This is a genomic window from Deinococcus multiflagellatus (assembly GCF_020166415.1).
Taxonomy (GTDB): Bacteria; Deinococcota; Deinococci; order Deinococcales; family Deinococcaceae; genus Deinococcus; species Deinococcus multiflagellatus.
Genome location: NZ_JAIQXV010000004.1, coordinates 207,654 through 226,299, shown reverse-complemented (window position 1 = coordinate 226,299; position 18,646 = coordinate 207,654). Strand labels below are relative to the sequence as shown.

Annotated in this window: 17 protein-coding genes; 10 read left to right on the top strand and 7 right to left on the bottom strand. The window is 70.4% G+C overall.

Going from position 1 to position 18,646, the window contains the following annotated elements:
- Positions 1-14: 14 nt before the first annotated feature.
- Both K7W41_RS08115 and K7W41_RS08110 read left to right on the top strand, forming a co-directional pair.
- Positions 15-266 carry a PqqD family protein gene (locus tag K7W41_RS08115; protein ID WP_224606708.1) on the top strand — a complete coding sequence of 84 codons (252 nt, stop codon included), beginning with the start codon at positions 15-17 and terminating at the stop codon, positions 264-266.
- Positions 263-1,150: a hypothetical protein gene (locus tag K7W41_RS08110; protein WP_224606705.1), complete on the top strand. Its 888-nt coding sequence runs from the start codon at positions 263-265 to the stop codon at positions 1,148-1,150. Before K7W41_RS08115 ends, K7W41_RS08110 begins: the two co-directional genes overlap by 4 nt.
- Here the strand turns inward: K7W41_RS08110 and K7W41_RS08105 are convergent.
- Complete coding sequence (locus tag K7W41_RS08105; protein ID WP_224606702.1) at positions 1,147-2,478, bottom strand: lasso peptide biosynthesis B2 protein; 1,332 nt, start codon at positions 2,476-2,478, stop codon at positions 1,147-1,149. The two genes, K7W41_RS08110 and K7W41_RS08105, sit on opposite strands and share 4 nt — an antisense overlap.
- Before the next feature lie 22 nt (positions 2,479-2,500).
- Positions 2,501-3,409, bottom strand: coding sequence for an Hsp33 family molecular chaperone HslO (locus K7W41_RS08100; protein WP_224606699.1), 909 nt, complete (start codon positions 3,407-3,409; stop codon positions 2,501-2,503).
- 285 nt (positions 3,410-3,694) lie between these two features.
- On the opposite strand from K7W41_RS08100, the gene K7W41_RS08095 reads away from it, so the two are divergent.
- The 4 genes from K7W41_RS08095 (at position 3,695) to K7W41_RS08080 (ending at position 10,155) form a co-directional block, all read left to right on the top strand.
- Positions 3,695-5,440, top strand: coding sequence for an ABC transporter substrate-binding protein (locus K7W41_RS08095; RefSeq protein ID WP_224606696.1), 1,746 nt, complete (start codon positions 3,695-3,697; stop codon positions 5,438-5,440).
- A gap of 76 nt (positions 5,441-5,516) precedes the next feature.
- Positions 5,517-6,197, top strand: a complete 681-nt coding sequence (locus K7W41_RS08090; RefSeq protein ID WP_221088038.1) for a response regulator — start codon at positions 5,517-5,519, stop codon at positions 6,195-6,197.
- A 137-nt stretch (positions 6,198-6,334) separates the two neighbouring features.
- Entirely contained in the window at positions 6,335-9,307 is a 2,973-nt protein-coding gene (locus tag K7W41_RS08085) for a GAF domain-containing sensor histidine kinase (RefSeq protein WP_224606693.1), read from the top strand.
- A gap of 323 nt (positions 9,308-9,630) precedes the next feature.
- Positions 9,631-10,155 (top strand): hypothetical protein, encoded by a 525-nt coding sequence (locus K7W41_RS08080; RefSeq protein WP_224606691.1) that lies wholly within the window; start codon positions 9,631-9,633, stop codon positions 10,153-10,155.
- 422 nt (positions 10,156-10,577) lie between these two features.
- Here the strand turns inward: K7W41_RS08080 and K7W41_RS08075 are convergent, their stop codons facing one another.
- Entirely contained in the window at positions 10,578-11,600 is a 1,023-nt protein-coding gene (locus K7W41_RS08075) for a YkoP family protein (RefSeq protein ID WP_224606688.1), read from the bottom strand.
- A 211-nt stretch (positions 11,601-11,811) separates the two neighbouring features.
- Between K7W41_RS08075 and K7W41_RS08070 the strand changes: the two genes are divergently transcribed.
- Complete coding sequence (locus K7W41_RS08070; RefSeq protein WP_224606685.1) at positions 11,812-12,993, top strand: glycosyltransferase; 1,182 nt, start codon at positions 11,812-11,814, stop codon at positions 12,991-12,993.
- On the opposite strand, the gene K7W41_RS08065 is transcribed toward K7W41_RS08070, so the two are convergent.
- A complete protein-coding gene (locus K7W41_RS08065) occupies positions 12,953-13,627 on the bottom strand; it encodes a glycosyltransferase (RefSeq protein ID WP_224606682.1) in 675 nt (224 codons plus the stop codon). The two genes, K7W41_RS08070 and K7W41_RS08065, sit on opposite strands and share 41 nt — an antisense overlap.
- A gap of 38 nt (positions 13,628-13,665) precedes the next feature.
- Between K7W41_RS08065 and K7W41_RS08060 the strand changes: the two genes are divergently transcribed.
- Together K7W41_RS08060 and K7W41_RS08055 are read left to right on the top strand one after the other, a co-directional pair.
- On the top strand, positions 13,666-14,877 hold the full coding sequence (locus K7W41_RS08060; RefSeq protein ID WP_224606679.1) for an MFS transporter: 1,212 nt from the start codon (positions 13,666-13,668) through the stop codon (positions 14,875-14,877).
- A complete protein-coding gene (locus tag K7W41_RS08055) occupies positions 14,870-15,568 on the top strand; it encodes a polysaccharide deacetylase family protein (RefSeq protein WP_224606676.1) in 699 nt (232 codons plus the stop codon). Before K7W41_RS08060 ends, K7W41_RS08055 begins: the two co-directional genes overlap by 8 nt.
- Positions 15,569-15,637: 69 nt before the next feature.
- Here the strand turns inward: K7W41_RS08055 and recR are convergent, their stop codons facing one another.
- The 3 genes from recR to K7W41_RS08040 all read right to left on the bottom strand — a co-directional run bounded on the left by recR (position 15,638) and on the right by K7W41_RS08040 (position 17,314).
- A complete protein-coding gene (recR, locus tag K7W41_RS08050; protein ID WP_224606672.1) occupies positions 15,638-16,240 on the bottom strand; it encodes a recombination mediator RecR in 603 nt (200 codons plus the stop codon).
- A 118-nt stretch (positions 16,241-16,358) separates the two neighbouring features.
- Positions 16,359-16,649, bottom strand: coding sequence for a YbaB/EbfC family nucleoid-associated protein (locus tag K7W41_RS08045; RefSeq protein ID WP_221088046.1), 291 nt, complete (start codon positions 16,647-16,649; stop codon positions 16,359-16,361).
- 83 nt (positions 16,650-16,732) lie between these two features.
- On the bottom strand, positions 16,733-17,314 hold the full coding sequence (locus K7W41_RS08040; protein ID WP_224606670.1) for a GNAT family N-acetyltransferase: 582 nt from the start codon (positions 17,312-17,314) through the stop codon (positions 16,733-16,735).
- A 137-nt stretch (positions 17,315-17,451) separates the two neighbouring features.
- Between K7W41_RS08040 and K7W41_RS08035 the strand changes: the two genes are divergently transcribed.
- Positions 17,452-18,630 carry an exonuclease SbcCD subunit D gene (locus K7W41_RS08035; protein WP_224606667.1) on the top strand — a complete coding sequence of 393 codons (1,179 nt, stop codon included), beginning with the start codon at positions 17,452-17,454 and terminating at the stop codon, positions 18,628-18,630.
- Positions 18,631-18,646: the final 16 nt, after the last annotated feature.

Sequence of the window (18,646 nt, the reverse complement as noted above, 5' to 3'; positions counted from 1 at the left end):
TTACCCTGAAAGGCATGTGGCGCGCCGCAGACGACCTGTTGATCACCGATCTGGACGACGAACTGATTCTCATGCAGGCCAGCCGGGGCGAGATGTTTGGCCTGAACGCCAGCGGCCGGGTGGTGTGGCAGGCCCTGCCGGCCCACGAGGCGCAGCTGGCCGCCGCCCTGCAGCAGACCTTCGGCCTGGACGCCGCCCAGGCCCAGGCCGATGTGGCCGCGCTGCTGGCCGACTTGCAGCGCCGGGGGCTGGTTCAGCGCTCGTGACCGCCTGGCAGAGTCTGGACGCCCAGGTCAGCGCCAGTGCGCTGCCTGAACCGCTGCTGGGCGCGCTGCAGCTGGATTGGGCGCGCGCTGTTGGGAACACCGCGCCCCAGCGGACCCTGAACGTGACGCTGGGTCCTTGTCCGCCGGTGCCGCCCGGTCTGGCGCCCCAGCACCTGCGGCTGATGGACCGCGAGGTGCCGGTCTGGGCGCGCGGGGACGAGTTCTGGCTGGAGGGCCATTTGTACGGGCAGGTGGGGGCGCGCGGCGCCCGCCTGCACGCCGGGCCCGGCGCGGCGCGGGACCTGTGGGCCCTGGCCCTGACCGAGGTGCACCGGGCCGGCGGCTGGCTGCCGCTGCACGCGGCGTTGGTCTCGGGGCCAGCGGGGGCCGCCGCCGTGCTGGGGGTCAGTGGCGCGGGCAAAAGCACGGCGGCCCTGCGGCTGCGCGCTGCGGGCTGGACCATCCTGGCCGAAGACCGCGCCTGGGTGGGCCCGCAGGGCGAGGCGGTGGGCCTGGACCGCACCCTGCGGGCCTACCGCGACAGTGTGGCCCGGTTTGCGCCGCACCTGTTGCCCGAATTTGACGCCGCCCCCCGCGATCCCCGGGGCAAGGCCCTGCTGCGCCTGGACGCTGCGCCGCCTGCGCCCCTGCGCGGCGTGCTGTGTCTGGGGGCAGCCGGGATTCAGGCTGTGCCTGGCGCGGCCGAGCGGGTGCGCCACGCCTGGGAAGCCAGTGGGGTGCCCCTCACCGCCCGTGGGCGGGCGGCCGCCACGCAGGCGGTGCAGCGGCTGGTGCGGGGCCCGGTGTGGCAGGCCATCACGCGCGACGAGGTGCCCGCGGCGGTGGCCGCGCTGGTTGGGTCGCCCGATGGGGCCGCTCCCTAATCCTGTGGCGGCCACTGAAACAGCACGCGAAACTGCCGGCGGTTGAAGGGCTCGCCGTACGCGTCCAGGGGGCCCCGGTCGCTTTCCACCCACGCATGCCCGGTGACCCCCGCGCCGCTGCGCGCCACGCCGCTCACGAACACCGCCGGGTAGCCCAGGCGGCGCAGGGCGCGGTAGGTGGCGTAAGCGCGCGGCACACACACCCCCTCGCGTTTCTGGCGGGGGTGCAGCCAGCGGGTGAGCAGCCGCACCGCACTGACTGTGCGGTTCACCTGTGGCAAGCTCAGGCGGATGTGAACGGCGGTGGCCGGGGTCCAACCCTGCAGATGGGTGCGGGGATCACCGCCCCGCCGCACGGCCCACATCGCGCGCAGCATGTCCCCCAGGCCAGTGAACAGGTAGGGGGCCAGCTCCAGCACGCGCCGCAGCCGGCCCAGCACCTGCGGCCGCCGCTTGACACCGTCGCGCGCCGCCGCCGCCTGCAGGAGCGGCGCCGTAACGGCAGGTCGCAATTCCAGTTGTCCCTGCAGCGGATTACACAGTTGCCAGAAAGCCTTCCAGGTCTGGGTGGCACCCAGGTGGGCAGCGTGGGCGGCGAGTTCGGCCGCCTGCAGTCCGTAGTGACGGCACAGCAGCTCCAGGTCCAGATAGTCCGCGCCCTTGAGCCCGCCCCGGTCTCCACCCCAGCAGCGCCCCAGCGCAATGGCCACGACCACCTCATCCAGTGGGTGCAGCCTCAGCGCGGGAACGCCCTGCCAGTTCACCTGCCGGGCCCGCTGCCACAGGCCCCGCGAGAGAGCGGCGCTGCGCGCGGTGCCTGCCAGCCAGTTGCTGGGCAGAAACCGGTGGACATCCAGACGCACCTGGCCGTCCGGGCTGAGCAGATGCACGCTTTCGTGGGTCCAGGCCTCGGGGTGGGCGTGCAGGCCGTCACTGCGCCAGCCGTGGGCCAGCGCCACATTGACCGCCCGAACCACCGTTTCGGGGTCGGGGGGAATCAGCACGTCCACGTCCCCGTAAAAGCGCGCGCCGTCGTGGGCGTACTCGAACTCGGCGAGGGCAAACCCCTTGATCAGGATGGCCGGGATGCCGGCGTCCAGCCAGCGCGTGTACAGGGCGAAGACCGCCCTGCGGATCACGGCGTGGCGCGCGCCCTGGCCCAGGGCGTCGGCGCGCAGGGCCGGGCGCCAGGGATGGTCCTGGGGCAACCGGGCGCGCAGGGCGCCCCCCAGCCCCGCGGCCCGGACATGCGGCAGCCACGGCGCGGCCAGTGCATGGGGCGGCGTGGTCAGCGCGCGCGCCACCAGCTGAAGATCGGGGCGGGTCATCAGGGCCGCAGCCTAGCGCGCCTCAGGCCAGGGCGTGGGCGCCGCCCTGGTCCAGCGCCTCAATCTCGGCTGGGGTGATCTGGTAGCGCTCACCGCACCAGTGACACACGATCTCCTGGCCGCCGGTCTCGATCATGTCCTGACGCTCGGCGGCGCTGAAAAACTTCAGGCTGTCCTGGGCCTTTTGCCGCGAGCAGCGGCATTCAAAACGGGCCGGCTGGGCCTCGGCGGCCAGGCGCAGGTCCAGGCCCTCGGCGGCGCGCTCCAGGGCGGCCAGCAGCCCCCCGCGGCGCAGGTGGTCGGTCAGCTGGCCCATGGCGCGCACGTTGGCCTCCAGCCGCCCCAGGGTCTCGTCACTGACCCCGGGCATGGCCTGAATCAGCAGCCCGCCTGCGTGGGCCACGCGCCCACCTTCTTCATAGACCCCCAGCAGCACCGCGTTCGGAATCTGCTCGGAAACGCCCAGGTAGGTGCTCACGTCCTCGGCGATCTCGCCACTCACCAGGTGGGCACTGCCGGTGTAGGGCTCGCCGTTGTCCAGCAGGCGGGTCACGGCGATTTCGCCCTCCTGGCCCACGATGCCGCGCACGTCCAGCTTGCCGTCGCTTTCCCGCAGCGGCAGGTCAGCGTCCGGGTGGCGCACGTAGCCGCGCACGCGGCCGTCGGCGCTGCCTTCGGCCACCACCCAGCCCACCGGGCCGTTCCCCTCAAGGCGCAGGTTCACGCGGCTGTCGGTGCGTTTGCCGAGCACCACGGCCAGCAGGGCGCTGGCGGTCAGGGTGCGGCCCAGGGCCGCCGTGGCCGTTTTGCTCAGGCCGTGGCGCAGCCGGGCGTCTTCCACAATGCGCGAGGACTCCATGCCCACCAGCCGCAGGGTGCCGCCGGCGGCGGTGCCGCGCAGAAGATAGGAATCGGGGAGGGAGAGGGTCATGGCGCCCACCTTACCTGCCGCCCGGGAGCTGGGGTGTGCAGGGCCTCGCATTCGCCTGAATCCAGGGCCGCGCTCACCTGAGGGCCAGCCCACGAACGCCCGTCAACGGAGCACTGGCGCAGTGACACCTGTTTGGCCTTTCTTCAGTTCCCAGGACAAAAGGTCTCACGTGAGCTGCCTAGCATGAGAAGTCACGCTGTCAGGCCCTACACGGGCGCAGCGTTCCACTTCACCTCTGAAATCCCCGGCCCTGTGCGGGCCGCCCGGTTTCTCCAAGGAGTCACTATGAAACGGAGCTCTCTCGGCGCCCTGGCGCTGGCCACCCTGGCCCTCACGCTGGCGGCCTGCAACAACAAGGGCGGCACCGCCTCCACCGGCAAGCAAGACACCTTGGTGGTGCAGCAGTCGTCCGACGTGCCTACGCTGGACCCCGGCGCCACCTATGACACCGGCAGCGGCCAGATTGTGGAAAACCTGTACGAAACCCTGCTGACCTACAAGGGAAGCAGCCTTGACGAGCTGGAGCCCCTGCTGGCCACCGAGTGGACCGAGGGCAAAGGCGGGCGCGAGTACCGCTTTACCCTGCGCGAAGGCGTGAAATTCCACACCGGCAACCCCATGACCTGCGCCGACGCGGAGTACACCTTCCGGCGCAATCTGGTGACCAACCACGCCGACAGCGGCAACTGGTTCATCGCCGAGTCGCTGCTGGGCACGGGCGCCAACGCCAACGACGACAAGACCATCACCTGGCAGCGCATCACGGACGCCGTGAAATGCGACGGCCAGACCCTGGTGTTCACCCTGCCCAAGCCGGACCCCGCGTTCCTGGCCAAGCTGGCCTACGTGGGCCAGAGCATCGTGGACAGCAAACACGCCGCCGAAATTGGCGAGTGGGACGGCACCGAGGCCACCTGGAAAAAGGCCGTGGGCACCGACCTGACCAACAGCCCGCTGTCCCAGAAACCCAGCGGCACCGGGGCTTACCGCCTGGTGGAGAAGTCGGCCACTTCGGTCACGGCGACGGCATTTGATGACTACTGGGGCGAAAAGCCCAAGATCAAGAACGTGCTGATCAGCCGCGCAGATGAGCTGGCCCCGCGCATTCAGGCCTTCCTGAAAGGCGACGCCGACCTGATCGAAACGGGCGGACGCGCGGTCATCAAGGCGCAGTTGGAGGGCAAAGACGGCGTGGTGGTGCTCGACGACCTGCCCGATACCACCGCCTCGGCGCTGAGCCTGAACCAGAACATCAAGGGCAAGGCCATTGGCAGCGGCAAACTGGACGGCCAGGGCATTCCCGCCAATTTCTTCAGCGATGTGGACGTGCGCCGCGGCTTCGTGGCGGCCTTTGATATCCCCACCTACATTGAGGAGGTGCAGACCGGGAAGGGCGAGCCGCGCAACTTCCTGCTGCCGGAAACCTTCCCTGGCTATGACCCTTCGGTGGAGGCCGCCAAGTTTGACCCCGAGATCGCCAAGGCCGCCTTCCAGCGGGCCTGGGGCGGGCAGGTGTGGGACAAGGGCTTCGCCGTGAACATTTCCTACCGTGCGGGCAGCGTGCCGGCCCAAACGGCGATGGAAATCCTGAAAAAGAACATTGAAGCCCTGAACCCCAAGTTCAAGGTGAATATTGTGGCCAAGGCGTGGAGCGACCTGCTCAAGGCCGGCAACGCCGGCACCGAGCCGATGATCACCACCAGCTGGGCCCCGGACTACGCCGACCCGGATAACTTCGTGCACACCTTCTACTCGTCGGAGGGCTACTACAACCCGCGCATCGGAGCCGGCGACCAGCAGATTGACGCCTGGATCAATGAGGCGCGCTCCACCACCGACACGGCCCGCCGCGACGAGCTGTACTCGCAGATTGCCCGCCGCGCCCAGGAACTGGCGCTGTACATCATTCTGCCCAGTAACCCGGGCTTCGTGGTGCACCGCGACAACCTGCAGGGCGTGAGCGAGGCCACCTACAACCCCATGACCTCGTTTACCACTGGCACACTGTGGCGCAAACTTAGCAAGAGCTGAACCTGACCCGCTGACTCGCCCCGCGCGCCGCCCACCTGCTCCCCAGCAGGGGCGGCGCGCGGGCTATGCTGCGCGCATGCTGGAACACACGCTGGACACCCCGGGCCGCCCCATCACGCTGCTGCTGGTGGACGATCACCCCGTGGTGCGCAAGGGCACGCGCGAACTGCTGGAAAGCGAAAGCGACCTGCGCGTGGTGGGCGAGGCCGGCAGCGGCGAGGAAGCCATTGCCCGCGCCCGTGAACTCACCCCCGACGTGATCCTGATGGACGTTTCCATGCCGGGCATGAACGGCATTGACGCCACCAAGGCCATCAAGGCGATTCAGCCGGGGGTGGGTGTGCTGGTGCTCACCAGCTACGACGACGACGCCTACGTGTTCGCCCTGCTGGAAGCGGGCGCGGCCGGCTACCTGCTGAAAAACGCCTCGGAGGACGACCTGCTGGGCGCGGTGCGGGCGGTGGCGGCGGGCGAGAGCGCGCTGCACCCCAGTGTGGCCCGGAAGGTGCTCGAACGCTTTTCCACCCACACCACGCCCACGCCCCCCGAAGACGACCTCTCGCCGCGTGAACTGGAGGTGCTGCGGGTGGCGGCCACCGGGCGCACCAACAAGGAGATTGCGCGCGACCTGGACATCAGCCCGCGCACGGTGCAGGTGCACCTGGCCAACATCTTTTCCAAGCTGGGCGTGGGCAGCCGCACCGAGGCGGTGCTGTACGGCATCAAGCGCGGCTGGATTGATCCCAAGAGCCTGTAGGGGGTGTAGGACGTGGGGTGTGGGGTGTGGGCAAAACCCTGTGGGGCGCCCCGGGCGGGGGTGGCCGGGGGCGCCGGCGGTGCCCAGCCTAGGTACTGGGCTGGGCGAGTCCGGCCAGGGCACAGGCGGGCGGCCGGATGACCGAGTGGTCAGCAGGCGCAGGGGCCCACGGGGAGGCGCGGGGCAGCAGTGTGCCGGGCCCGGAGGGGGCCTTTGCGCTGCCTCCCTTTCCCCCTGGCCTCTCGGCCGCAACCAGCCTGGGGCAGTTTGGCGAGGTGCTGGCCGCTTACGCCTGCCGCCTCGCGCATGCCCACGGGGTGCGGGTGTGGATCGTGGTGGACGGCGCCCCCGTGGCGGTGGCCGAGGACGGGCGCGGCCTGGGTCTGGGTGACCCGGCGCTGGTGCAAGACGCCCTGACCCTGGGCGTGCTGCAGGAAGCCGGCATGCTGTGCGCGCTGCCCTTTGGCTGCGGGGTGCTGGAATTCGTGGGGGCCGCGCCGGGGGGCGTGCGGGCGCTGCTGGGCGCCGCGCCGCTGCTGGCCCTGGCCGTGGAAGGCGTGCAGGCCAGAGAAGCCCGGCGCGGCCACGGCCGCATTGCCGAAACCGTGGAAGGGCTGGTGCGCCGCCTGGGGGGCAGCCTGAATCTGGCCGAGGTGCTCACCGTGACCGCCCAGAGCGCGGCGCTGGCCCTGGGCTTTCACCGCGCGTTTGTGGCCCTGTTCAGCGAACTGCGCGAGGGCGGGGCGCGCACCGGCGAGGTGTTCACCCACGGCTTTGCCGAGCCGTTCAGCGGCGGCATTGGCGTGGGGCCCGTCACCTTCGAAACGCTGGTGCGCCGGGGCGAGGCCATCCGCTTCGAGCGGGGCCGCGACGCGGGCACCCCGCTGGCACGGGGGCTGGCCGAACTGAACCCGGGCGCGGCGGTCATCGCGCCCCTGTCGGCGCGGGGGCAGGCGCTGGGGCTGCTGTACGTGGACACCAATGCCCCCGGCGCCAGTGCCAGCGAGGACGACGCCCGGCTGGTGCTGGCCCTGGCCGAACAGGCCTCGCTGGCGATTGACAACGCCCGGCTGTACGGCATCGAGACCCGCAAACGCGCGGCGGCCGAGGCGCTGCGCGAGGCGGGCGAGGCCCTGGCCGGCAGCCTGCACCTCTCGGACACCCTGGAGCGGGTGCTCGAACGCGCGGTGACCCTGTTCCGCGCCGACGCGGCGGCCGTGTACGAACGGCAGCCGGACGGCCGCACCGTGAACATCCGCTCGGCGCTGGGGTTGCCCAGCGAGTACATGCTGCGGGTGCGCGCCAAGGTGGGCGTGGGCGTGACCGGCCGCGCCATTGCCGAGTGCGCCCCGGTGGCCGCCCGGGACCTGAACACCGAGCACTACGGCGGCAGCAGCCGCTACACCCGGCAACTGCTGGCCGCCGGGCGCTACCCCTACCGGGGCGTGCTGAGCCTGCCCCTGATCACCCGCGCGGGCGTGTTCGGGGCGCTGACCCTGTACTGGGAGGTGCCGTTGCCGCTGGACGGCGACGATCTGGCGCTGGCGGCCGTGTTCGCCTCGCAGGCGGGGCTGGCGATTGAAAACGCCCGGCTGTACGAAGAAGAGCTGCGCCGCGAGAACGAGGCGGCAGCCCTGCTGAGCGTGGCGCGGGTGCTGGGCGAGAACCAGAGCGACGCGGCCCTGGGCGACACCGCCCGGCTGGTCACCCACGCCCTGAACGCGGCCCGGGGCCTGATCGCCCTGACCGACGAACGCGGCGAGTTCTCGCGCTGCGCCACCTACAACCTGCATGTGCCTTCCCGCGCGGACCTGCAGGCCCTGGCCGCGCAACTGGGCCGGGGCCCGCGCGCCCTGACCCGCCGCCACACCCTGCCGGTGGCGGGCAGCGCGCTGATCGTGCCGCTGCTGGGCCCGGACCGCGCCCCGGGCCCCGACCACGAGCCCCCGGGGCCGCCGCTGCTGGGCTTTCTGTACCTGGACGATCCGGGCACCGCCCCGCCCGGCGAGCACCTGCTGCACCTCTCGCGCAGCATTGCCGACCAGATTGCCCAGACACTCACCCGCGAGCGGCTGCTCTCGGCGCTGGCGCGCGAGGAAGCCCGCTACCGCCAGTTGGCCGAGGGCGCCCACGACCTGATTATCTCCACCGATGACCGGGGCGTGGTCACCTACGCCAACCCGGCGGCGCGGGCGCTGCTTGAACCCCTGACCGGGCCGCTGGACGGCGCCGACCTGCTCACCCTGCCCACGCCCGAGACCCGGGGCGCCCTGAACGCCGCGTGGCACCTGGCGCGCACCCAGTCGGGCAGCCGCGCAGATATTCAGGTGGGGCCCTACCGCTTAGAGGTGCGCCTGAGCCCGGTGGACGGCGGCCGGGGCGTGCTGACCGTCAGCCGCGACCTCTCGGAGCTGCAGACCCTGGCCGACGAGATTGCGCGCCGGGGACAGGCCCTGGAAGCCGCCGCCAGCCGCACGGTGGAGATGCGCGCCTTCCTGACCCTGTTCACCCAGGCGCAGGAAGAAGAGCGCCGCCGGATCAGCCGCGAGCTGCACGACGACACCGCGCAGGTGCTCACCGCCACCACCCGCCGCGTGGCCCGGCTGGCGCGCGACCTCAGCGGCGAACAGCGGGAGCGCGCCAACGACATTCAGCAGGACCTCAATGCTGCCATTGACGGCGTGCGCCGCTTTGCCCGCAACCTGCGCCCCAGCGTGCTGGACGACCTGGGCCTGCTGCCCGCGCTGGAATGGCTGGCCTCGGCCGCCTCCACCCTGACGCGCCTGGAGGTCAGCGGCCAGGAACGGCGCCTGAACCCGGCCACCGAACTCACCCTGTTCCGGCTGGCCCAGGAGGCCCTGAACAACGTGGACAAGCATGCCCGCGCCTCCACCGCCGCCATCCGCGTGGCCTTTGACGGCGCCCATGTGCGCCTCGCCATTACCGACGACGGCCAGGGCTTTACCCCCGATCAGGCCCAGCAGCGCGCCGAGGCCGGCCACCTGGGCCTGATTGGCCTGCGCGAGCGCGTGACCCTGACGGGCGGCACCCTGGAGGTCGAGAGCAGCCCCGGCACGGGGACGACGCTGGTGTTCACGCTGCCGGGGTAGGGGGAGGGGAGACAGCCGACAGCGTGCTTTTTCCATCTACACCACATCTGTTAACGGGGCCGCTTCGTGAGGCGGCTCATCCAGCAGCGCCTCATCCCTCAACGCTCCTGGTTGGCAAAGACTGCGCAAGCCGACAGGCTACAGACGGCAAGCTGGCAGTGGGCGCGATGGTGGCCAACTCAATGCCCTCGTAAAGCCACTCGTGCGACTTCCCTTGGGGTGTCTGGATAATCAGCCCGTTACCACAGAGCGTGCATCTGTGAAGCCCATTTCTTCCCCCTGGCGTGGCGCCGTCATGCCATGGTGGAGGCATGCGCTCAATCATGCTGATTTCTGTTCTCCTGAGCAGCACGTCAACAGCCGCTGTTCAGCAGCGACCGCCCACCAGCGCTGAACTGGCACAAGTCTTAGGCTCGGTTCAGACCTTCGAGGTCACACCTCCGAAGGGCGCGCGCAGCTTCTTCATGTCCATGGGTGGGGCACATTTGGACCTTGAGCAGCGCCGCGTCCTGCCTGTGACGGTGGCGTTGCTGCCCACGGGCTGTGCACCGGGCGAGCAGCGGCTGGCCATGGCTGCAGGCAGCGATAAGGTCAGCATGTGCGTCAAGCTGACCTCATCGTATGGGGTGATCACTGCCTTCCCTGCTGTGCCCAAAACGCTGCCGCTTAACCGCTGCATCCCCTTATATGCTGTGCAGCCGACCATCCCCGGCACAAACCCAGGCAGCTTGGTGTCGGACCCAAACGTCGCGCACTGGACAGTGGTGAGCGTGTACTTCAGTGATCAAGCGAAGACCGAGAACGTGAAGCGGCCGGACCCGATCAAAGCCCTTGATTTCCTCCGTTGAGCGCGCTGACTGATTCTCCCTGAGTGAGGACAACTGGGCAAAGCTGACGTGACCCCGGTTTGCCGGCCCACTCCGAATGGGACAAGATCGTCTCCAGGCAGGGGTCATGAAACACAAGCGGTGCAGCGAACACGAGAGCCTTGATGTCTTGGTCCAGGCCGATGCGTGTCCCGCAGTCAGTAACGTAACCAGGCGCTCTGGGGTCTCCAGGGCGACCGTCCATCGCTGGCAGGTGAATGACGCTGGGCTCATTCGGGTTGGACCGATCAATGGGTGAACGTCACCACGAGCCGGAGGATGGGCTTCAAAGAATGTGGCAACGTGCGCAGAGGTGAGTTGACTATGGCCCAAAGTCACGGCGCACACGATGAACACTAAAGTTTCGCGCCGACCCCCTGAGCCCCTTGGCCTCGGAACTCCCTCTATCCATGCAGCCGCAGGAACGCTTCCCGGCTCAGCCACGCCATCTTTGGCACGCCCTCGCTGGGGGCGCGGTGGGTGCCGTAGGCCCGGCGCAGCAGGCGAAAGCCCAGGCCGTACCAGCGGGCGCGGGCCGGGGGCAGGTCCAGCAGCTCAAAGCCCGACTGGGCCAACGGCGCGTGAAGCAGCGTTACCGCAAAAACAGCCTGGGCCGCCTGCAGTTCGGGCCGCTCCTGCAGGGCCTGGGCCACGTCTTTCAGGCTGCGGCGGTAGGCGCGGTAGGCCAGCAGGGCGCTGCGGGAGCTCAGGCCCACCAGCCGGGGCGAATGCACATGCAATTCGGCGGTGGGGGTGTGGCGGGGCAGCGGCAGAGGGGCCGGTGCGTGGTCCAGCGGCGCCACCCGCATCACGCCATCGGCGCGCGCCGTCAGGTCAATCACGCGGTGCTGGCGGGCAAAGCGGTCTTCCACCAGCCGGGCATACACGCGCGGCCACAGGTCGCCGGGCTGGGCGGGGCGCACCTCCGGCACGGCCCCCACCGGCACCGGCTGATACCCACCAGCCTGCAGCGCCGCCAGCGTGGCCGCCAAGTGCTCGGGGGCCACGCTCAGCAGGGCGCCCGGGGCCGGCTGGGCTGGGCCGGGGGGCAGGGCGCGTAGGTGCCGGGCCCCCAACTGCCGCAGGGCCCCCAGGGTGGCCGGGGTGGCCCAGGTGGTCACCGGGTGCGCCGCCGCCACCTCCAGAACACTGAGCCCGGCCGGGTCCCCGAGGCCGCCCACCTCGTGGCCCCTGGCGCGGGCAGCACGGACCTCGGCCGGTGCCTGCCGGGCCAGCGCCGGGGGCACCAGCAGGGTGGCCTGCACCCCAGCGTCCCGCAGCACCTGCTGGGTGCGGGCCAGTTCATCCAGGGTCTGAACAGGCACGGCCAGACCCACCCGCGGGTCCCCGGGGTGGCCGCCATGCCACGTGCCGCCCACCCCCGCATGCAGCGCGGCGCGGAGCCAGAGCGGGTGGGGCGTGGTCATGGCGCCACTGTAGAGCACCGCAGCAAAGAGGGGAAACCGCGTGCCACTGGGCAGGTGGCCCGCCCTGAGCCCTGAGCAGCAGCGCAGATGAGAAGCCCCCCCGGCGGGCGCACATTTCTGGCCCCACTCTCATCTCTGGCGTCGTATGCTCCTGTCTAGTGATGCTTCAGGAATCCTTAAACTTTCACGGTCGCCGTGCCCTGGAGCGCGCATGAAGCCGCTGCGGATCGGGCTGTTTACGGACACGTTCCTGCCGGATCAGAACGGCATCGTGACCAGCGTGGGGCTCCTGAGTGACGAGCTGCGCGCCCAGGGGCACCACGTGGATGTGGTGGCCCCCGACTTCCCCGAGCATGTGGACAGCCGCGCCGACGTGGTGCGGGTGGATTCGGTGCGCTACGTGTTCCTGCCCACCTACCGCCTCGCGTGGCCCACGCGCAAGGACTTCACCCAGAAGTATGACGTGGTGCACACCCACACGCCCCTGACCCTGGGCCTGGCGGGCGCCCGGCTGGCCCGCAAGTGGAACGTGCCGCATGTGGCGACCTACCACACGCACATTGAGGCCTACACCCACTACGTGCCTGGCGTCACGGCCCTGCAGCGCCACACCGGCGTGGTCACCAAGGCCATGAGCCTGCTCTACGGCCGCGCCGACGCCGTAATCACGCCCACGGCCGGCATGCTGGACGTGCTGCGCGCCATGCGGGTGCGCCGCCCCGTGGTGATTCCCACGTCCATTGACCCGCGCGTGCTGCGCGCCGCGCCGCCTATCGGGAACCCCTGGCCCGACGGCAAGCGCCGGCTGCTCAGCGTGGGCCGCCTGGCCCGTGAAAAGCGTTTTGACCACGTGCTGGACACGGTGGCGGCCCTGCCCGACGCGCACCTTGTGGTGCTGGGCGAGGGCCCTGAGCGCGCCCATCTGGAGGCCCACGCCGCCCGGCTGGGCATTGCCGACCGGGTGACCTTCCTGGGGGTGCGCCCCTGGACCGAGATCGGGGCGTACTACCGCCTTGCGGAACTGTTCCTGTTCGCCAGCGACACCGAAACGCAGGGGCTGGTGCTGCAGGAAGCCCAGCTGATGGGCGTGCCGGTGGTGGCGGTGGGGGCGCGCGGCACCCTCAGCGGTGTGGCGCACGAACGCAGCGGCTATCTGGTGCGCCCGGCCGATGTGAACGCCCTGATTTGGTACACCCGCCAGATTCTGGATGAGCCGGCACTGTGGGCGCGCCTCTCGGCGGGCGCGCGCACCTTCGGGGCCTCCACCACCCCAGCTGGGGTGGCGTCGCAGGTGCTGGACGTGTACCGGCAGGTGCTGGGCCGCCCACTGGAAATTCCCTTTCCCGAGGGGGCTAGCGGTCATCCCCGAAATAGCCTCGTGTATGACCGCTGATGTTGCGCAGGTGCTGCCACACAAACGGCACCACGCCCCGGTCCAGGCGGCGCGGGCTGGTTTCCACCAGCGCGCCGCGCACGTAGGCCACCTCGCCCAGGCGCGCCAGCGCCTGCCCCAGAATGACGTCCTCGTAGGCTTCCACATCCGGATAGCCGCCGGCCAGCAGGGCGGCTTCGCGCGAGTAGGCCATGTTGGCCCCGGCCAGATTGGGCCGGCCCAGCAGCCGCGCGCCGTGCAGGAAGGTGCTGTAAGCCGCCTGCGAAAGGCCCGACCAGTGCGGCGCCACGCCCGAAAAGCGCATGGGGCCGTACAGGGCCACATGGCCCGGTGCCGCGGCGTTCAGGCGCTCCAGCCACTCTGGGGCGGGCAGCGAATCGGCGTCGGTGGTGGCCACCCACTCGGTCTGGGCGGCTTCCAGGCCGCGCTGCCGGGCGCGGGCCACGCCCTTTTCGCTGCATTGCAGCACCTGCGCGCCCCAGGCGCGGGCCAGGGCCACGGTGTCGTCACGGCTGCCGTTGTCCACCACCAGCACGGCCTGCGGCGCCTGCGTTTGACGGTCCAGGGCCCGCAGGGTCTGGGGCAGGTAGTTCGCCTCGTTGCGGGCCGGAATCACGACGGTAAACGCGGGCACGGCCACAACCTAGCAGACCGCCTGCCAGGAGCGCGGCCATGACGCCGGTGCGCCCCCGCGCCCCGCGTGACCGCCTGCCCCTGCGCGCCGAGGGCCTGGGACCAGTGGGGGTGGCGGCGGCCTCGCTGGCCTGCGCCGAGTTCGTGCGCAGCGGTCTGTACGGCGCTTACCTGACCCAGGTCATTGACAGTCAGTTTGGCCTGCCCGTGACCGCCGCCGCAGGCGCCTGGACCGCCCATTTCCTCACCGACACCCTGATGCGCGGCCCGGCGGGCGCCCTGCTGGGCCGGTTCGGGCTGCGGCCCGTGGCCCTGGCGGGCGCAGGGCTCAGCGTGCTGGCGCTGGCGCTGATGCTGCTGGCGCCGCCCAGCGTGTGGGCGCTGCTGCTGACCTCGGCGCTGCACGGTGCGGGCTTTTCCGCCATGTGGCCGGTGGCCATGAACCTCACCGCCGACGCGGCCCGTGACGGGTACCAGGGCCGGGCGCTGGCGCTGGTGGGCAACGGCATCATGCCCCTGTCGGGCCTGGGGTTCCTGGTGTTCGGCGCACTGGCTGGGCGGGGCGACGCCTTTGCGCTCTGGCTGGGCCTGGGGCTGCTGCTGCTCTCGGCGGCGCTGGCATTGCTGCTGCCGCTGGGCCGAGTGCTGCCCGCCAGTGACGCCGCAGCCGACCCCAAGGCCCGCTCGGTGATGTCGGCCCTGCTCCCGCTGCTGCCCGCCGCTTTCATGCAGACCCTCAGCATGACCCTGCTGGGGCCGTGGCTGTTCCGGATGGCCGAGGACGGCCTGGGCCTCACGTACTGGGGGGTGGTGGCCCTGCTGGGCCTGGGCGGGGCGGTGGCCTACGGCACCATGCCGCTCACCGGCCGCTTCGCCGACCAGGGGCAGGCCCGCGCCGGGGTGATGATCGGGTACGGCCTGGTCAGCCTCGCCTTTGCGGGCTTTGCCCTGACGCCCGCCCCGTGGCTGCTGTACGTGCTGGCGGTGGTGGCTGGACTGGGCTACGCCTTCCTGTCGCCCGCCTGGGCCGCGCTGGTGGCGCGCGTGCTGCCGGTGGCCCAGCGCCCCGCCGCCTGGGGCGTGCTGATGACCGTGGAGAACGCGGGCACCGCCCTGGGACCGCTGCTGGGAGGCCTCGCCCTGGCCAAGGCGGGGGTGCCGGGCCCCTTTGTGCTGGGCGCCGTGCTGGCTGGCCTGACCTCGGCCGGGTACGTGGTGTTTCGCCGGGTGTTTCAGGAGGCGCGTGGCTAGGCGCTGGCTGCCGCTCCTGCTGGTGCCGCTGCTGGGCGAACTGTGGGGCCGCGCGGCGGGCTGGGGCGCCCTGGGGGCCGGCGACCCGGGCCAGCCCCGCGTGGCCCTGACCTTCGATGACGGCCCCAGCCCGCGCACCCCGGAATTGCTGGCGGTGCTGGCGCGGCATGGGGTACGCGCCACCTTCTTCGTCACTGCCTCGGCGTGCGCGGCCTTTCCGGCGGGGCTGGCAGCCCTGGAAGCGGCCGGGCACCGTCTGGAAGCCCACGGCCGCTGGCACCGCCACGCCCTGCTGCTGCCCCCCTGGCAGGAGTGGGCCCAGGTGTGCTGGCATCCCCGCCCGGGGCAGCCGGGGCCGCTGCTGTACCGCCCCCCCTACGGCGGCCACAGTCCCTGGACCCGGCTGCTGGTCCGCGCCGCCCGGCGGCAGGTGGCCCTGTGGGACGTGGAGGGCCGCGACTGGACCGCCGCCGACGCCAGTACCCTGGCCCGGCAGACCCTGGCCCGCGTGAAGCCCGGCAGCGTGATCCTGCTGCACGACGGCCCAGCGGTCACGCCAGCCCTGCTGGACAGATTGCTCGCCGGCCTGCACGAACGCGGTCTGAGTGCCGTTCCGCTGCACGAATTGCCCCCCCAGCGCATCGGCTGGCGGGCCGGCTGGCAACGCTTGAGGGCCAGCTACGGCGGCTAAGGGCAACGCTCGCGGGCACAGGAAGAGGCCGTCCTCATTCATTGGGGACGGCCTCCGAAAAAGTTTTCTTTACCCGGACTTGCTCACGCGGGTGCGGCCGGCCAGCGCGCGGCCCAGGGTCACCTCGTCGGCGTATTCCAGCGCGCCGCCCACCGGCAGGCCATAGGCGATGCGGCTGACGACCGCGCCCAGGGGTTCCAGCAGCCGCTGCAGGTACAGGGCGGTGGCGTCGCCTTCCACGGTGGTGCCGGTCGCCAGGATGACCTCGTGGCCTTCCTGCACGCGCGGCAGCAGAGGCTTGATTTGCAGGCGGTCCGGGCCCACACCGTTCATGGGGCTCAGGACCCCGTGCAGCACATGGTAGAGGCCCCGGTATTCGCCGCTGCGCTCAATGGCGATGACATCGCCGGGTTCTTCCACCACGCAGATGGTGCTCTGGTCGCGCGTGGGGTCGCTGCACACATCGCACTTGTCCGCGTCGGTGATGTTGAAACAGATGGGGCAGGTGTGCAGGTCGCGCTTGGCCTCCAGCAGCGCCCGCGACAGCCGCTCAATGTCCTCGCGGGGTTGCTCGAACAGGTAAAAGGCCAGCCGCTGCGCGCTCTTGGGCCCAATGCCCGGCAGCCGCGAGAGTTCGCGGATCAGGGCCACCAGCGAGGGGGGATATTTCATGGCTGCGCCGCCTGGGGCAAAGGAGAGATGGCCGATGGCTCATGGCCCATGGCCCATGGCCCCACGCCCAGCGTGCATGGCTTCACCCGCTGCGGGGTGAACGCGGAAAACGCGCGCATCAGAAGCCGGGGATGCCCAGGCCGCGCGTGGCGTCTTGCTGCAGGGCGTCGGCCTTGGCGCTGGCGTCCTGCAGGGCCACCAGAAGCAGGTCTTCCAGGGCCTCCACGTCGTCCGCGTCCACCGCTTCGGGCTTGATCTTCAGGGCCGTCACCTTGCCGTGGCCGTTCATGGTCACCGTTACCAGGCCGCTGGCGGTGCCTTCCACAGATTTGGCGGCGAGGTCGTCCTGAATCTTGGCGGCAGCGGCCTGGGCCTGCTGCATCTGTTTCATCAGCTTCTTCATGTCCATGCCTTGCAGTTTACCGGGCCTGGGCCGGGCAGAAGGTGCCAGCGGGTATGGAACAGGGAAGAGGGCAGCGGCGGACTGAAGATTTAGCGGGTTGGCCCTGCCGCCTCTCGTAGGGCTTCCAGTCGCTGTAGAAGTCGGGGTCGATTGGCCCTGAAGGTTTGCTGGTCGGTTTGCCACCGCTCAAGAAGGGTGCCCGTCAGTGCGTCGGTCACAGGCTCGGGGTGCCTGTACCACTGCTGCACTCGGGTCAGGACGCGGGTGGTGCGGTTGGCCGGGGTAAACGTGCAGTACACCACGTTCAGCCCCAGCGTTTCCAGGGCCCAGTGCTGGAGCAGCAAAGACCCTTCCATCGCCTGTTCCGGCGCACCGATGCAGATATAGCGGCCCAGTTCCGCTTCCTGCGCTGTGACGTTATAGAGGCCAATCACGCCCCTCATCTCGCCCGTGCCGCGCAGGCAAATCGCAAAGTAATAATCGTCTGGCCTCTCTCTTTGCTGGCGAATCCAGAGTTGCTGAGAGGACAGGTCAGGGCTGGTAGCGTGCAGGTGGGCGCCAATGCGTGGGTCAAGTCGCTGCTTCAAGATGAAGGACGCATCGCCTTCTTCGACAGGGCGCAGGACCGTGCGCTGACCGGTGAGCAGGGGCGATGGAGCGGCAATGGCCATGCTGCAGGGTAGAGGTGTGGCACAGCCGATGGGCTGGCGGGCGTTCAAAGATTCTTGGGGTGGGCGCTGTGCCACGCGGGGACCCGGTGAGAGGGTGCCGTTCTGCCCCCATAGCCCCTCATGCTATTTTTTCTGTGATGCGCGTACTTCATACCGCTGATTTCCATGCGGGCCGTTCGCTGCGCGGCTTTGACCGCACCCCGGAAGTGCACGAGGCCCTCACGGAAATCGCCGCGTTGGCCCGCACCGAGCGCGCCGACGCCGTGCTGGTGGCGGGCGACCTGTTCGACACCGCCAATCCATCCGCCGACGCCGAGCACGCGGTGTTCGACTTCTTTCTGCGCCTGCGCGACGCGGGGATTCCCAGCGTGGTCATTGCTGGCAACCACGACAGCGCCGCGAGGTTGCAGTCGGTCACCGGACTGCTGGGCTGGGTGGGTGTGCAGGTGGTGGCGCAGCCCAGCACCAACGCCGCCGAGATGGTGCGCACCGTGCAGACCAGGGCGGGCGAGACGCTGGTGGTGGGCGCCCTGCCCCACCTGTCAGAGCGGCGGCTGGTCAAGGCCGCCGACCTGATGGGCGGCGACACCGGCATGTGGCGCCAGAAGTACCGCGAGGGGATGGGCTTCTTTCTGCGCCGTCTGGGCGAGGGCTTTCGGCCGGGGGCCGTGAACATGCTGATGGCCCACGCCACCATGGACGGCGCGGTGCCCAGCGGCTCAGAGCGCACCCTGCAGTTTGACCTGACCAACGCCTACACGCTCTCGGGGCTGCAACTGCCGCCCGGCGCGCAGTACGTGGCGCTGGGGCACGTGCACAAGCCGCAGCAGGTCAGCGATTCGCCCATGGCCGCCTACCCCGGTAGCGTAATTCAGCTGGATTTTGGCGAGGGCGGCGAGAAAAAGGGCGTGAACCTCGTGGAGGTTGAGCCGGGGCGACCGGCCCGCCTGCACACCATTCCCCTGGCCAGTGGCCGCGAACTGCGCACCGTCCGGGTGGACCTGGAGCAGGTGGAGGCCCGGCTGGCGCGCGAACAGGGCTTTCCCGGCCTGCTGAAGGTGGTGGTGCGCGCGCCCGCCGGCACCGCCCTGCCGGGCCTGAAGGACCGCGTGCTGCGGCTGGCCCCCACGGCCCTGGCGGTGGAACTTGACGCCCAGCAGGAAGACCTTGCCACCCCGGACCTGAAGCGCGAGGGCCTGAGCCTGCTGGACCTCTACGAGCGCTACCACCGCGAGCGCCGGGGTGAACTGCCGGGCGACCTGCGCGCCGCGTTTCAGCAGGCCGATGAATGGGCGCGGCAGGAGGAAGGATGTTGATGGGTGAAGGTCAACG